The sequence below is a fragment of the Micromonospora sp. C95 genome (assembly GCF_018070465.1).
Lineage (GTDB): Bacteria > Actinomycetota > Actinomycetes > Mycobacteriales > Micromonosporaceae > Micromonospora.
This window is the reverse complement of record NZ_JAGPXT010000030.1, coordinates 24565-37097: the sequence shown is the minus strand read 5'-3', so window position 1 is coordinate 37097 and position 12533 is coordinate 24565. Positions and strand designations below refer to the sequence as shown.

The window sequence follows — 12533 nt, the reverse complement described above, 5'->3', positions numbered from 1 at the left end:
TTCGGGGGGTGGAGGCGTGACGGTCGTCACGGTCGGTGTTCGTTACCGAAGGGTATTGCCTGTCCCCGGGCGTCGGCTAGCCCTGACGATCATCCACCAGCCTCTTCCCGCGAAAGGCGCCCTCGTCTCACTCGTAGCGGGCCGCCGCCTGTGACCAGTCGTAGGTGGCCCGGATCCAGTTCCGCCGGGCGTTCAGCGCCGGGCGTACCGCGTCGCCGTGGCTGGCCAACAGGTCGGTCTCGGCCGCCAGGTACGCCCCGAGTCGATCGTTGAACCGGTCGGCCGCGGCCCGCAGTGCCGCCGACTCGTCGCCGGTTTCCCTGGTCAACACCGTGATCAGGTTGTGCGCGTCCGGCCCGCCGTGATGCTCCTTGGCGTAGGAGAAGACGTCGTTGCACCAGCAGATCAGGTCGGCGGCGAGCATCTCCAGGGTGGCCCAGCCGGGGTCGGCTCGGCGGACGGCCGGTGGAAAGCCATCCAGGACCAGGTCGGTCAGGGCGAGGCTGGGGTACACGGCGCCCGTGTGTCGGCGCATCTGGACGTACTCGTCGACCGGCGGAACCCGCTCGTGCTCCCGGTTCGCGGCCTCCCACAGCAGCGCGAGCAGGTACTCGCGCATCCCGGCGACGAACCGCAGCAGCACGGCCGGGCGCCGGTGGCCGCGTACCCGCTGGCACAGGTCGGTCAGGCCGAGCGCCAGCGTCCCGGCTGCTCCGGGCGGCGTCGGCCCCGGCGCGCCCTGACGGTCCAGCACGTCCAGCAGCGCGGCGACGGTCGGCGCGAGTCGGGTGGGCTCGGCGCCCAGTCCGTCCTCGTCGCAGGCGTCGTCCATCACGAACAGCCAGGAGATCAGGTCGGTCAGCAGGCGCAGGCGCTCCGGCGGCGCCTGCGGGCAGGCCCGCCCGGCGAGCCCGGCCGCATCCGCGCGGTTCAGCCGCTGCCCGTTACTGATCAGTCCCAGCTGCTGCGCCCAGTCAGCGCTTTCCCGGGCCACGCGCTCGGTGTCGCCGTGCCGGACGCCGGCGAACGGAGGCTCTCGCAGGGCCGAGACCACAAAGCTTCGCATCGCGCTCCCTGTCGCCACCCCCCCACGAGGCGGCGCGGGTCAGCGTACGGGAGCACCGATGGTGGTCGGTCGATGAGCCGAGTAACGTTTCGGATATTGCCGTGACCGGTTCCGCGCAGAGGGTTAGAAACCCAGGTTGGCGGTGCGGAGTCGATCGATCATGGCTTGGGGCCCGTCGAGTTGCACCCGCGCCGCACGCTGCCGGCCGGACAGGAACAGGGCCAGCTCACCGGGCGTGCCGACCAGCCGCAGCGGCTCGCCGCCCCGGCCGGTGGCCACCTCGCCGTGACCGGGGGCCTGCACCAGCAACTGGGCGGGGAAGCGGCGCAGGGTCAGTCGGCCGAGTGCCGACAGCCGTCGCCACAGCGCCCGCTCCAACCCGAGCGGCAAATCGCGTGGCTGCCAGCCCGCCCGGGCCCGACGGACGTCCTCGTGATGGATGAAGAACTCCAAGGTGTTCGTCAGTTCGTCGGTGAGCGGGTTGCTCACCGGGCTCCACAGCGGCGGGCGCCGCACCTGACCGAGCAACTCGGTCCAGTCGAGCGCGGCGACCTGGCGCCGGACCCGTTCGGCGTAGCCGCCAAGTGGTGGGACGACGATTCCCGCCGCGGCGTCCGGCCGACGTTCCCGGACCACCAGGTGTGCGGCGAGGTCACGGGTCGTCCAGCCCTCGTTGAGAGTCGGGGCGTCCGGGCCCAGGGTGGACATCAGCTCGGTGAGCGCCTTGCGCTCCGATCGGGCGTACCGCGGCATGACAGTGATCGTAGGCCGACCCCGGCGAGGTCGGGTGTCGAGCGGCGCGCCGTCGATCCGGTCCGCGAGGTGACGTCGGACATATTCCCTCGGGTCGGCGTACCCGGCGCGTAGCGGTAAGGATGAGAGATGATTGTGGCGGCTTACGGCGGGGGAGAATGTGGCGAGCGGGACTAGTCGGGACGTGCTCGGTCGCGGGCTGGGTGTCCTCGGGCAGGCCATCCGGGAACAGCCGAGGATCTTCGCGGTCGCGGTGTCCGGCAGCGTGCTGTTCGGCCTGATGGTGGTGGCCAGCGCGTTCGTGGTCGGCGCGGTGGTCGGCGACGTGGTGGTGCCGGCCGTGCAGAGCGGCTCGGTGGCGGTGGGTGCGCTGGCGCTGGCCGCCGCGGCGCTGCTCGGGCTCAGCGTGCTGCGGGTGGTCGGCATCTTCGGTCGGCGACTCGGGGCGGGCTACATGCAGTTCCGCCTCCAGGCCGCCTACCGTCGCCGGGTCACCCGCCGTTACCTGGAACTGCCGCTGTCCTGGCACCACCGCAACGCGACCGGCACGTTGCTGTCCAACGCCAACTCCGACGTCGAGGCCGCCTGGCAGCCGATCGCACCGTTGCCCTTCGCGGTGGGCACGCTCGTGATGCTGATCGGCGCGGTGACGTCGCTGTTCGCCGTCGACTGGGCACTGGCGCTGGTCGGGCTGGCGGTCTTCCCGGCCCTGTTCGCGCTCAACGTGGCGTACTCCCGTCGGATGGCCCCGCGCCAGGCGCGGGCGCAGCGGCTGCGCGCCGAGGTCAGCGGCATCGCGCACGAGAGCTTCGACGGCGCCCTGGTGGTCAAGACGATGGGTCGGGAGGCCCAGGAGACCGCCCGGTTCGCCGCCCGCGCCGGCCAGTTGCGCGACGCGCTGATCTCGGTCGGCCGGCTGCGGGGCGTCTTCGACCCGATGCTGGAGACGCTGCCCAGTCTCGGCACCCTCGCGGTGCTGGTGGTCGGCGCGTACCGGCTGCGGCAGGGCGCCATCGAGGTGTCCGAGCTGGTAAGCGTGGCCTTCCTGTTCACCGTGCTGGCCTTCCCGGTACGGGCCATCGGCTGGGTGCTCGCCGAACTGCCGCGCAGCGTCGCCGGCTGGGACCGGATCCGCCGGGTGCTCGACGCCACCGGCGAGATGCCGTACGGCGACACCCGGCCCGACCCGGCCGTGGCGACGCCGGCCACACTCACCTTCACCGACGTCGGCTTCGCCTACGAACCCGCCGAGGCACACCTGCCCGGCGCCGAGGTCCTGGGCGAGGTCTCCTTCACGGTGCCGGCCGGCAGGACCGTCGCCCTGGTCGGGCCGACCGGCGCCGGCAAGTCCACCGTCACCGCGCTGGCGGTCCGGCTCGTCGATCCCCGGTCGGGCACGGTGAGCATCGACGGCGTGGACGTCCGTGACCTGGCCGCCGACGTGCTCGCCGGTACCGCCGCGCTGGTCGCCCAGGTGCCGTTCGTCTTCGACGACTCCGTACGGGCAAACGTGTCGCTGGACCGCCCCGGCGTGGACGACGATGCCGTCTGGGCCGCGCTGCGGCTGGCCGAGGCCGACGGATTCGTCGCCGCCCTGCCCGACGGGCTGGACACCATGGTCGGCGAGCGGGGCACCTCCCTCTCCGGCGGGCAGCGGCAGCGGCTCACCCTCGCCCGGGCGTTGGCGGGGCGCCCCCGCCTGCTGGTGCTCGACGACGCGACAAGTGCGGTCGACCCCCGGGTGGAGGCCGCCATCCTGGCCGGGCTGCGCTCCTCGGCCGGCGACGGACCGGGCGCGTCGATTCTGGTGGTGGCCTACCGGCGGGCGACGATCGCCCTCGCCGACGAGGTCATCTATCTGGAGCACGGGCGGGTGGTGGCGCGGGGCACCCACAGCACGCTGCTGGCCACCGTGCCGGGGTACGCCGATCTGGTCACCGCCTACGAACAGGCCGAGGTCGACCACGACCGGCAACGCACGTACGACGAGGTCATCCCGATGACCTCCGCACTGGAGGTGGACCGGTGAGCGCGAGGAGTGAGCTTGCGAGCCCCGCAGTCGCGAACGGAAGGCCAGCACGGTGAGCGCGAGGAGTGAGCTTGCGAGCCCCGCAGTCGCGAACGGAAGGCCAGCACGGTGAGCGCGAGGAGTGAGCTTGCGAGCCCCGCAGTCGCGAACGAAAGGGTGGACCGGTGACGGTCAGCGAAGCGCCTGAGCGGGCCGAGTCGACGTGGCGGACGCTGCGGCGGGGGCTGGCGCTCTCCCCGGAGCTGCGGGTCGGGCTGGCCGGCACCCTCGCGCTGGCACTCGTGTACATGGTCGGCCGGGTGGCCGTGCCGGTGGCCGTGCAGCAGGGCATCGACCGGGGCATCGCCGGTGGGTTGAACCTGGACGCGCTGTTCGTGGTGGTGTCGGTCACCGCGGCGGTGCTGGTGGTGACCACGACCTGCGGTTACCTGATGATGCGCCGACTGTTCACGGTCAGTGAGACGGCGCTGGCGGGGGTACGGGTCCGCGCCTTCCGGCACGTGCACGACCTGTCGATGCTGCACCAGCAGTCGGAGCGGCGGGGTTCGCTGGTGTCCCGGGTCACCAGCGACGTCGACCAGATCACCCAGTTCCTCCAGTGGGGCGGGGTGATCCTGCTGGTCAACCTGGGCCAGCTGGTGGTCACCACGGCCGTCATGTTGGCGTACTCGTGGCAGTTGACGCTCGTGGTCTTCGCCGCCTTCGGGCCGGCGGTGCTGGTGATCCGGCTGCTCCAACGCCGACTCGCCGCGGCGTACGGGGTGGTCCGGCAGCGCACCGGTGCGCTGCTGGGGACGGTCGGGGAGAGCGTGGTCGGTGCGCCGGTGATCCGGGCGTACGGCATCGCGGGACGCACCGCCCGGCGGCTGGACGAGGCGATCGACGGTCAGCGGCTGGCTCAGCAGAAGGCGATCCGGATCAGCATCCTCGGCAGTTCGGTCGGTGAGCTGGCCGCCGGGCTGGCGTTGGCCGGTGTGGTGGTGCTCGGGGTGTTCCTCGGCGCCGACCGGACGCTGAGCATCGGTGAGATCACCGCGTTCCTGTTCCTGGTGACGCTCTTCATCCAGCCCGTGCAGATCGCCACCGAGGTGCTCAACGAGGCGCAGAACGCGATCGCCGGCTGGCGTCGGGTGCTCGACGTGCTGGACGTCGCCCCGGACGTGGCGGATCCCGGGCCGCAGGGGCGGGAACTGCCCACCGGGCCGCTGGACATCCGCTTCGGCGGCGTGCGCTTCGCCTATCCGGGCGGTCCGACGGTGCTGCACGACATCAGCCTGGAGATCCCGGCGAAGAGTCGGGTGGCGGTGGTCGGTGAGACCGGCAGCGGCAAGACCACCTTCGCCAAGCTGGTCACCCGGCTGATGGACCCGACGGCCGGGGCGGTGCTGCTGTCCGGGGTGCCGCTCACCGACGTGCGTTTCGACTCGCTGCGCTCCCGGGTGGTGATGGTGCCGCAGGACGGGTTCCTGTTCGACGCCACGGTGGCGGACAACGTCCGCTTCGCCCGGCCGGAGCTGACCGACGAGCAGATCGCTGCCGCCTTCAGCGAGCTGGGTCTGGCCGACTGGCTCGACGGGCTGCCGGCCGGGCTGGCGACGGGGGTGGGCGAGCGTGGCGAGGCGTTGAGCGTGGGGGAGCGTCAGTTGGTGGCGTTGGCCCGGGCGTACGTGGCCGATCCGGACCTGCTGGTGCTGGACGAGGCGACAAGCGCGGTGGACCCCGCCACCGAGGTGCGGTTGCAGCGGACCTTGGACGCGGTCACTCGCGGCCGGACCACCCTGGCGATCGCGCACCGGCTGTCCACCGCGCAGAACGCCGACGAGGTGATCGTGGTGGACCGGGGGCGGATCGTGCAGCGTGGCTCGCACGAGGAGCTGATCCGCGACCCGGATTCGGTGTACGGGCTGCTCTACGCCTCGTGGCTTGAGCAGACCCGGTAGACGCCGCTGAGCCGATGCCATACCCTCCGAGTTAGGTAAGCCTAACCTCAAAGGAGGTCGTGTCATGCGGCCCAGCCCCGCCGAGATCGTCCGGACCCTGGTCGCGGGTCGGTTGCCCGGCCTCGTTCACCTGGCCTGCCGGCCCGGCCTGCACCACGCGCGCCACGCCACCGACCCCGAGGGGCGGGTGCTGCTGCTGGTGCCGGTGGTGAGCGATCTCGCGGCGGCGTTGGGTGACCAGGACCGGGCGGTCGCGGTGGTGCTCGACGTGCTCGACCTGCCGCCTGCCGCCGGGGCGCCGTCGCTGGGCCGGGCCCTGGTCTCCGGCTGGGCGCGTCGGTTGGCCGGCGACGAGGCCCGGGCCGCCGCAGTGGACTTCGCCAGGGTGGAGCCCACCGGCGACCTGCTCGACGTCGGCACCCGCCTGCGGCTGTTCCGCTTCGAGGTGGCCGAGGCCCGTTGGCACCGGGCCGGCGAGTTGCGCCGCGTGGATCTCCAGGCGTACGCGGAGGCCGAGCCGGACCCGCTGCACCCGGTCGAGGCGGGGCTGCTCGCCCAGCTGGGCGAGGAGCACGCCGCGCGGCTGACCGACTACCTGCGCCGGCAACTCGGCCTGTCCGCCGGTCCGGCGGACCACGCGCCGCGAATCGAGCGGATCGACAGGTACGGGATGCTGGTGACCTTCGGTCGGCCGGGCGCCCGGCGACGGGCCCGGCTCGCCTTCGGTCGCCGGCTGGCCGACCCGGCCGAGCTGACCCGGCTGCTGCACCCGGTGCTCCGCGCCGGCTGAGCTACCGCCCCGACGGTGCGGCGTGGGTGCCACCGCCGAGTTCGCCGGTGAGATAGCGGTGCACGGTCGGGCCGACCGTGACGATCAGGGTCTCCGGTGCGGCGGAGGCGACCGGCTCCAGCCGGATCACGTAGCGCATCAGCGCCAGCCCGACGAGTTGACTGGCCACCAGCGACCCGCGTAGCGGTACCTCGGCCGGATCGACGTCGAGCTGATCGAGAACCCGGCGCAGCACCTGGGTGGTGAGGAACTCGCGCAGCAGCCGGGCGGTCCACTCGCTGCTGACCGCGGAACGCAGCAGGGCCACCCCGGCGGCACCGGCCGGCGAGTCCCACACTGTGACGAACATGCGGACCAGCCGCTCGCCGAGGGCGGCACGGTCACCGGCGAGCACCTTCGGCAGCAGTTCCCGGGGGTCCACCGGAAACCGCATGGCGGCCAGGAAGAGCTGTTCCTTGGTGCCGAAGTAGTGGTGCACCAGGGCCGGGTCGACCCCGGCGGAGGTGGCGATGGCCCGGATGGTGCTGGCGTCGTAGCCGCGTTCGGCGAAGGCGGCCCGGGCCGCGTCGAGAATCGTGTCCCGGGTGCCGGGTCTGCCGGGTCGTCGCCCGCTGCGCCGTACCATCGCCCTCCCTCGCTCCTGTCCGCCGCCGGGCCGGCCCGGCGGACGCGCATCCACGCCCGTCGGGTCGACCCGGTGGGCGTCAGCCGCTGCGCCGACGCAGGGTGGCCGCGGCGAGCACCAACGCCAGCACCGCCGCGGCGGCGACGATGGCCACGTCGCGCCACATCGTGCCGGTCGGCTCGGCGTGCGCGCCGACTTCCTGCAGGGCCTCGACGGCGTACGACAGGGGCAGCACGTCACTTGTCGCCTGCAACCAGCCGGCCATCTCGTCGCGGGGCACGAACAGCCCACAGAGCAGCAGTTGTGGTGCGACCACGACCGGCATGAACTGTACGGCCTGGAACTCGGTGCGGGCGAAGGCGCTGCAGAGCAGCCCGAGCGCGACGGCGAGCACCGCGTTCAGCGCCGCGATCATGATGACCAGGGCGCTGCTGCCGGCCGTCTCGAGACCGAAGACCCAGTACGCGACGGCCGAGGCGATGCCGGCCTGCACCGCGCCGGCCAGCCCGAAGGCGATGCCGTACCCGAAGAGCAGGTCGGTCTTGGCCAGTGGGGTGGTGAGCAGTCGTTCCAGCGTGCCGGTGGTGCGCTCGCGCAGCATCGCGATGCTGGTCACCAGGAACATGATGATGAACGGGAAGAAGCCGAGCATCACCAGGGCGATCCGGTCGAAGGTCGACGGCTGTCCGGGCGGCGCGGGCTGGTCGGCGTACATGTAGTAGACCAGGGTGAGCAGGACGGTCGGCACGGCCACCAGCAGCGCGACGGTGCGCTTGTCGTGGCGCAGCTGCCGCAGGATGCGCGCGACGGTGGCGGACAGGATGCGGGGGTTCATCACGCCTCCCCGGACCGGTCGGGCTCAGCGGCTCTGATCAGCCGCAGGAACGCCTCGTCGAGATCGTCCACCCCGGCGGCGGCTCGGACGGCCGCGGGCGTGTCGTCGGCGATGAGCCGTCCGTCGCGGATGAGCAGCAACCGGTCGCATCGGGCGGCCTCGTCCATCACGTGACTCGACACCAGCAGGGTCGTCCCGGTCGCGGCCAGGGCGTGGAAACGGGCCCAGAGGTCGGCCCGCAGCACCGGATCCTGACCGACGGTGGGCTCGTCCAGCACGATCAGTTCGGGCTCGCCGACGAGTGCGCAGGCCAGCGATGCCCGGCTGCGCTGGCCGCCGGAGAGGGTGCCCACGAGTTGACCGGCCGCCGAGGCCAGCCCGACGTCGGCCACGGCGCGGTCGGCCTCGGCCCGGTCGCGACCGTGCAGCGTGGCGAAGTAGCGGGCGTTCTCGCGTACCGTCAGGTCGGCGTAGACGCTCGGCGCCTGGGTCAGGTAGCCGACCCGGTGGCGCAGCGGCGGCGAGCCGGCCGGGGTCCCGAGCACCGTCACCGTGCCGGTGGCGATCACCTGCACTCCGACGATCGCGCGCATCAGCGTGGTCTTGCCGCTGCCACTCGGCCCGAGCAGACCGGTGACCGAGCCGCGCGGCACCGTGGCGTCGATCCCGTGCAGCACCCGCCGTCCGCCCCGGTCCACGACCAGGCCCCGGACGGCGATCGCGTCCGCCATCGCCCACCTCCTCAATTCATCGTCTGTTGAAATCAACGGTAGGTGAAATACCTCCGGTTCGGCAAGGCGTGGCAACGGGGGGTCGCGCCGGGCCGGCCGGTGCTGCGACCCTCGAACGATGGACATCGGTACGCGGGAGCCGACCTGCACCGTCAGCGAGGCGGCCCAGCGGGTCGGCCTGACCACCCACACGTTGCGTTGGTACGAACAGGAGGGGCTGGTGGCCCCGGTGGGCCGGGACTCCGCCGGTCGGCGTCGCTACACGGCGGAGGACGTCAACTGGTTGCTGCTGCTGACCCGGCTGCGCCGCACCGGCATGCCGGTGCGGGACATGCGTCGCTACGTCGAACTGGCCCGACAGGGTGACGGCACGCTCGGTGCCCGGCGGGCACTGTTCGAGGAGCACCGGGTGCGGGTGCTGCACCGGATGGCCGAGCTGGAGGAGGACCTCAAGGTGCTCGACTTCAAGATCGACCACTACCGGCGGGCGGAGCTCGGCGAGTTCGACTGACTGAGGCGTCGATCGGGGCGAAGCAGTCGTCGGACAGCAAATCGCATAGCACGGTCACCCGGCATCAGATCGGACGCCAGGTCCGTCACCGGGCATTGCACCCCGATCGGACGTGCGGCACGATGGCGCGGTGGATCACGCTCCGTCACCGGACAGTGGGTTCTTCGACGACTGGGCCGCCCGGCTGCGGGCCAGCGCGGACCGGCCCGTGGTGGGCATCCTGCTGCGCGGCAGCCACGCGCGGCGGGCCGCCACCGCGCACAGCGACGTCGACGTCGACGTGCTGCTCGGTGGCGCTCCGTACGCGGCCCGCCGGGCCTACCTCGCGGAGCACTCCGGCCGGCTGACCCACGTGTCGGTCGCGGCCCGGGACATCCACTCGTGGGTGACCCGGCTCGGTGAGCCGGCCGAATGGGCGTTCGGCCTGCCCGTGACGGCCCCCACCCGGCTGCTCTGGGCCGACTCGTACTGGCGGCACCGGATCGACCTACCGGTGCTCTGCCAGCCGGCCGACGAGCCACGGCTGGAGGAACTGATCGCCACGCTGGGCAAGGTGGCCGCGGCCCGGGACGCCGAGGACGCGCTCGGCGCCCGGCTGGCCGCCGCCGACCTGGCCCGGCTCTGTCCGTCGGTGTTGCGGCTGGCGAACCCGTCGGTACGGGTGGTCTCCCGCCGGTCGGCCTTCGCCGCCGCGCTCGACCTGCCGGTGGCGCCCGCCGGCTACCGGGAGGACATGCTGCGCTGCCTCGGCGTGCGTCCCGGCTCGACCGGACAGGTGTGGGCGGCGGCGGCCCGCCTGGTGACCGGCACCCTGCCACTGATCCGCCCGTACGCCGCCGAGGTGGCCGGGGCGGCCGGTCCGGATCTTGCCGACGCCCTGCTGGACGGCCGGCTGGACCGCTACGTGGCCCAGTTGGGCCGGCCCGGCGGCGGCACGCCGTCCGTCAGCCGGGAGCCGGCTGGGGTACCCGCGCCGCGTGCGGGACAATTGGTCACTGTGCCCGTTCCTGACGCGCCGGTGACCGGCGCCCACCCTGACCTGCCGGAGTCGCCGGGCGGTTCGCAGCGACCGTCTCGGCTCGACCCGGCGATCGCCGGCCGCCTGCGGCGCACGCCCGACGGTCTGGTGGCCGCCGTGGTCCGCCAACACGACAGCGGCGAGGTGCTGATGATGGCCTGGATGGACGACGAGGCCCTGCATCGCACGTTGACCACCGGTCGGGCCACCTACTGGTCGCGCAGCCGGCGTGAGTACTGGGTCAAGGGCGCCACCTCCGGCCACCACCAGTACGTCCGCTCGGTGGCACTCGACTGCGACGGCGACGCGGTGCTGGTGAGCGTGGACCAGGTCGGTGCCGCCTGCCACACCGGGCAGCGCACCTGTTTCGCCGACGAACTCCCGGTCACCGGCGAGGTCGCACCATGAGCGAGCGAATCATCAGGTTCGGTGCGGTGGTGCCTCGTGGCGGCGCGGAGCGAAGCGGAGTGCCGGCATGAGCGAGCGGAGCGACGGTCGGGTGAGCCCGGACGCGGCCACCTTCACCGAGCTGGCCGCCCGGTGGCGGGTGGTGCCGGTCACCCGCCGGCTGCTCGCCGACGCGGAGACCCCGGTCGGCGTCTACCGCAAGCTCGCCGGTGGTCCGGGTACGTTCCTGCTGGAGTCCGCCGAGCAGGGGGTCGGCTCGTCCGGTCTGGCCTGGGCCCGGTACTCCTTCGTCGGGGTGCGCAGCAGCGCCACGCTTGTCGAGCGGGACGGTGCCGCCGCCTGGCTCGGCGTGCCGCCGGCCGGGTTGCCGACCACCGGCGACCCGGTCGAGGTGCTGCGCGCGTCGGTGGCGGCACTGGCCGGCCCGCCCGGCGCGCCGGGTGACGGGACGCCACCGCTGACCGGCGGCATGGTCGGCTATCTCGGCTACGACCTGATCCGCCGCTTCGAACGGCTGCCCGAGTTCACCGAGGACGACCTGCGCCTGCCCGAACTGGGCATGATGCTCGCCACCGACCTGGTGGTGCTCGACCACTTCGACGGTTCGGCGATCCTGGTCGCCAACGCGATCCTGCCGCCACTCGACGAGCCGGGCCGCGACGAGCGGGTCACCGCCGCCTACCACCACGCGGTGGGCCGGCTGGACGCGATGACCACGGCGCTGTCGCGGCCCATCCCGCCGATGGTCGCCACGGTCGCCCGCCCGCCGGCCGGCGAGGTGCGCAGCCGCACCCCGGACGGCGGTTACCCGAAGGCGGTGGAGGCGGCGAAGGAGGCGATCCGGGCCGGTGAGTGCTTCCAGATCGTGCTCGCCCAGCGGTTCGAGCGGGAGACCGACGCCGACCCGTTGGACGTCTACCGGGTGCTGCGCACCACGAATCCCAGCCCTTACATGTACCTGCTGCGCTTCGACGACTTCGACATCGTCGGGTCGTCACCCGAGGCGCACCTGAAGGTGACCGGTGAGGTGGCCGGCGAGCGGCGCGCGCTGCTGCATCCGATCGCCGGCACCCGGCCGCGCGGCGCGACCCCGGACGCCGACGCCCGGCTCGCCGCCGAGCTGCTCGCCGACCCGAAGGAGCGTGCCGAGCACGTGATGCTCGTCGACCTGGGGCGCAACGATCTGGGCCGGGTCTGCCGTCCGGGCACCGTCGAGGTGCCGGAGTTCGCCACCATCGAGCGGTACAGCCACGTGATGCACATCGTCTCCACGGTGGTCGGCACGCTGCGGCCGGACCGCACCGCTTTCGACGCGCTCGCCGCGACCTTTCCGGCGGGCACGCTCTCCGGCGCGCCGAAGGTGCGGGCCATGGAGATCATCGAGGAGTTGGAGCCGGTCCGTCGGGGTCTCTACGGCGGCACCGTGGGCTATTTCGGTTTCGCCGGCGATCTCGACATGGCCATCGCGATCCGGACCGCCCTGATCCGCGCCGGCCGGGCGTACGTGCAGGCCGGCGCCGGGGTGGTGGCCGACTCCGACCCGGCCGCCGAGGACCAGGAGACCCGGAACAAGGCCGCCGCAGTGCTGGCGGCCATCGCCGCCGCGGAAACACTCCGGCCCGCCCGGTGAGCGCGAGGAACGTAGCGCAGCGGAGTCCCGCAGTCGCGAACGGAAGGCGTGTGCGGTGAGCGCGAGGAATGTAGCGCAGCGGAGTCCCGCAGTCGCGAACGGAAGGCGTGTGCGGTGAGCGCGAGGAATGTAGCGCAGCGGAGTCCCGCAGTCGCGAACGGAAGGCGTGTGCGGTGAGCGCGGCGGTGGAACCGGGG

At 72.8% G+C, this 12533-nt stretch carries 11 protein-coding genes and 1 pseudogene; 7 read left to right on the top strand and 5 right to left on the bottom strand.

All coding sequences use genetic code 11. The features are described from left to right. Positions 1-127: 127 nt before the first annotated feature. The gene (locus KBX00_RS24985) at positions 128-1066 is read right to left on the bottom strand and encodes a terpene synthase (protein ID WP_210830504.1); all 939 of its coding nucleotides are present in this window, start codon (positions 1064-1066) and stop codon (positions 128-130) included. 123 nt (positions 1067-1189) lie between these two features. Continuing rightward, positions 1190-1819 carry a TIGR03085 family metal-binding protein gene (locus KBX00_RS24980; RefSeq protein ID WP_210830503.1) on the bottom strand — a complete coding sequence of 210 codons (630 nt, stop codon included), beginning with the start codon at positions 1817-1819 and terminating at the stop codon, positions 1190-1192. A 160-nt stretch (positions 1820-1979) separates the two neighbouring features. Between KBX00_RS24980 and KBX00_RS24975 the strand changes: the two genes are divergently transcribed. From KBX00_RS24975 to KBX00_RS24965, 3 genes are all read left to right on the top strand, one after another. After that, positions 1980-3848, top strand: a complete 1869-nt coding sequence (locus KBX00_RS24975; protein WP_307869072.1) for an ABC transporter ATP-binding protein — start codon at positions 1980-1982, stop codon at positions 3846-3848. A 164-nt stretch (positions 3849-4012) separates the two neighbouring features. Then, positions 4013-5788 (top strand): ABC transporter ATP-binding protein, encoded by a 1776-nt coding sequence (locus tag KBX00_RS24970; RefSeq protein ID WP_210830502.1) that lies wholly within the window; start codon positions 4013-4015, stop codon positions 5786-5788. A 64-nt stretch (positions 5789-5852) separates the two neighbouring features. Beyond that, positions 5853-6578 (top strand): DUF2470 domain-containing protein, encoded by a 726-nt coding sequence (locus tag KBX00_RS24965; protein ID WP_210830501.1) that lies wholly within the window; start codon positions 5853-5855, stop codon positions 6576-6578. Between the two features lies 1 nt (position 6579). Here KBX00_RS24965 and KBX00_RS24960 read toward each other — a convergent pair whose 3' ends face one another. The 3 genes from KBX00_RS24960 to KBX00_RS24950 all read right to left on the bottom strand — a co-directional run bounded on the left by KBX00_RS24960 (position 6580) and on the right by KBX00_RS24950 (position 8769). Further along, positions 6580-7203: a TetR family transcriptional regulator gene (locus KBX00_RS24960; RefSeq protein WP_210830500.1), complete on the bottom strand. Its 624-nt coding sequence runs from the start codon at positions 7201-7203 to the stop codon at positions 6580-6582. A 79-nt stretch (positions 7204-7282) separates the two neighbouring features. Then, the gene (locus KBX00_RS24955) at positions 7283-8038 is read right to left on the bottom strand and encodes an ABC transporter permease (protein WP_210830499.1); all 756 of its coding nucleotides are present in this window, start codon (positions 8036-8038) and stop codon (positions 7283-7285) included. Continuing rightward, positions 8038-8769, bottom strand: a complete 732-nt coding sequence (locus KBX00_RS24950) for an ABC transporter ATP-binding protein (protein WP_210830498.1) — start codon at positions 8767-8769, stop codon at positions 8038-8040. Before KBX00_RS24950 ends, KBX00_RS24955 begins: the two co-directional genes overlap by 1 nt. Before the next feature lie 118 nt (positions 8770-8887). Between KBX00_RS24950 and KBX00_RS24945 the strand changes: the two genes are divergently transcribed. The 4 genes and pseudogenes from KBX00_RS24945 to KBX00_RS24935 all read left to right on the top strand — a co-directional run bounded on the left by KBX00_RS24945 (position 8888) and on the right by KBX00_RS24935 (position 12336). Next, entirely contained in the window at positions 8888-9280 is a 393-nt protein-coding gene (locus tag KBX00_RS24945) for a MerR family transcriptional regulator (RefSeq protein ID WP_210830497.1), read from the top strand. Positions 9281-9392: 112 nt separating this feature from the next. Then, positions 9393-10097: pseudogene (locus KBX00_RS29735) on the top strand (phosphoribosyl-AMP cyclohydrolase); the annotation flags it as partial. 180 nt (positions 10098-10277) lie between these two features. Beyond that, entirely contained in the window at positions 10278-10706 is a 429-nt protein-coding gene (hisI, locus tag KBX00_RS29465; RefSeq protein ID WP_307869074.1) for a phosphoribosyl-AMP cyclohydrolase, read from the top strand. 67 nt (positions 10707-10773) lie between these two features. Continuing rightward, positions 10774-12336: an anthranilate synthase component I gene (locus tag KBX00_RS24935; RefSeq protein WP_210830495.1), complete on the top strand. Its 1563-nt coding sequence runs from the start codon at positions 10774-10776 to the stop codon at positions 12334-12336. Positions 12337-12533: the final 197 nt, after the last annotated feature.

Bases quoted from the DNA above. Each gene is read 5' to 3' on its own strand.
- KBX00_RS24985 (WP_210830504.1), bottom strand. From the start codon at position 1,066: ATGCGAAGCTTTGTGGTCTCGGCCCTGCGAGAGCCTCCGTTCGCCGGC.
- KBX00_RS24980 (WP_210830503.1), bottom strand. From the start codon at position 1,819: ATGCCGCGGTACGCCCGATCGGAGCGCAAGGCGCTCACCGAGCTGATG.
- KBX00_RS24965 (WP_210830501.1), top strand. From the start codon at position 5,853: ATGCGGCCCAGCCCCGCCGAGATCGTCCGGACCCTGGTCGCGGGTCGG.
- KBX00_RS24960 (WP_210830500.1), bottom strand. From the start codon at position 7,203: ATGGTACGGCGCAGCGGGCGACGACCCGGCAGACCCGGCACCCGGGAC.
- KBX00_RS24955 (WP_210830499.1), bottom strand. From the start codon at position 8,038: ATGAACCCCCGCATCCTGTCCGCCACCGTCGCGCGCATCCTGCGGCAG.
- KBX00_RS24950 (WP_210830498.1), bottom strand. From the start codon at position 8,769: ATGGCGGACGCGATCGCCGTCCGGGGCCTGGTCGTGGACCGGGGCGGA.
- KBX00_RS24945 (WP_210830497.1), top strand. From the start codon at position 8,888: ATGGACATCGGTACGCGGGAGCCGACCTGCACCGTCAGCGAGGCGGCC.
- KBX00_RS24935 (WP_210830495.1), top strand. From the start codon at position 10,774: ATGAGCGAGCGGAGCGACGGTCGGGTGAGCCCGGACGCGGCCACCTTC.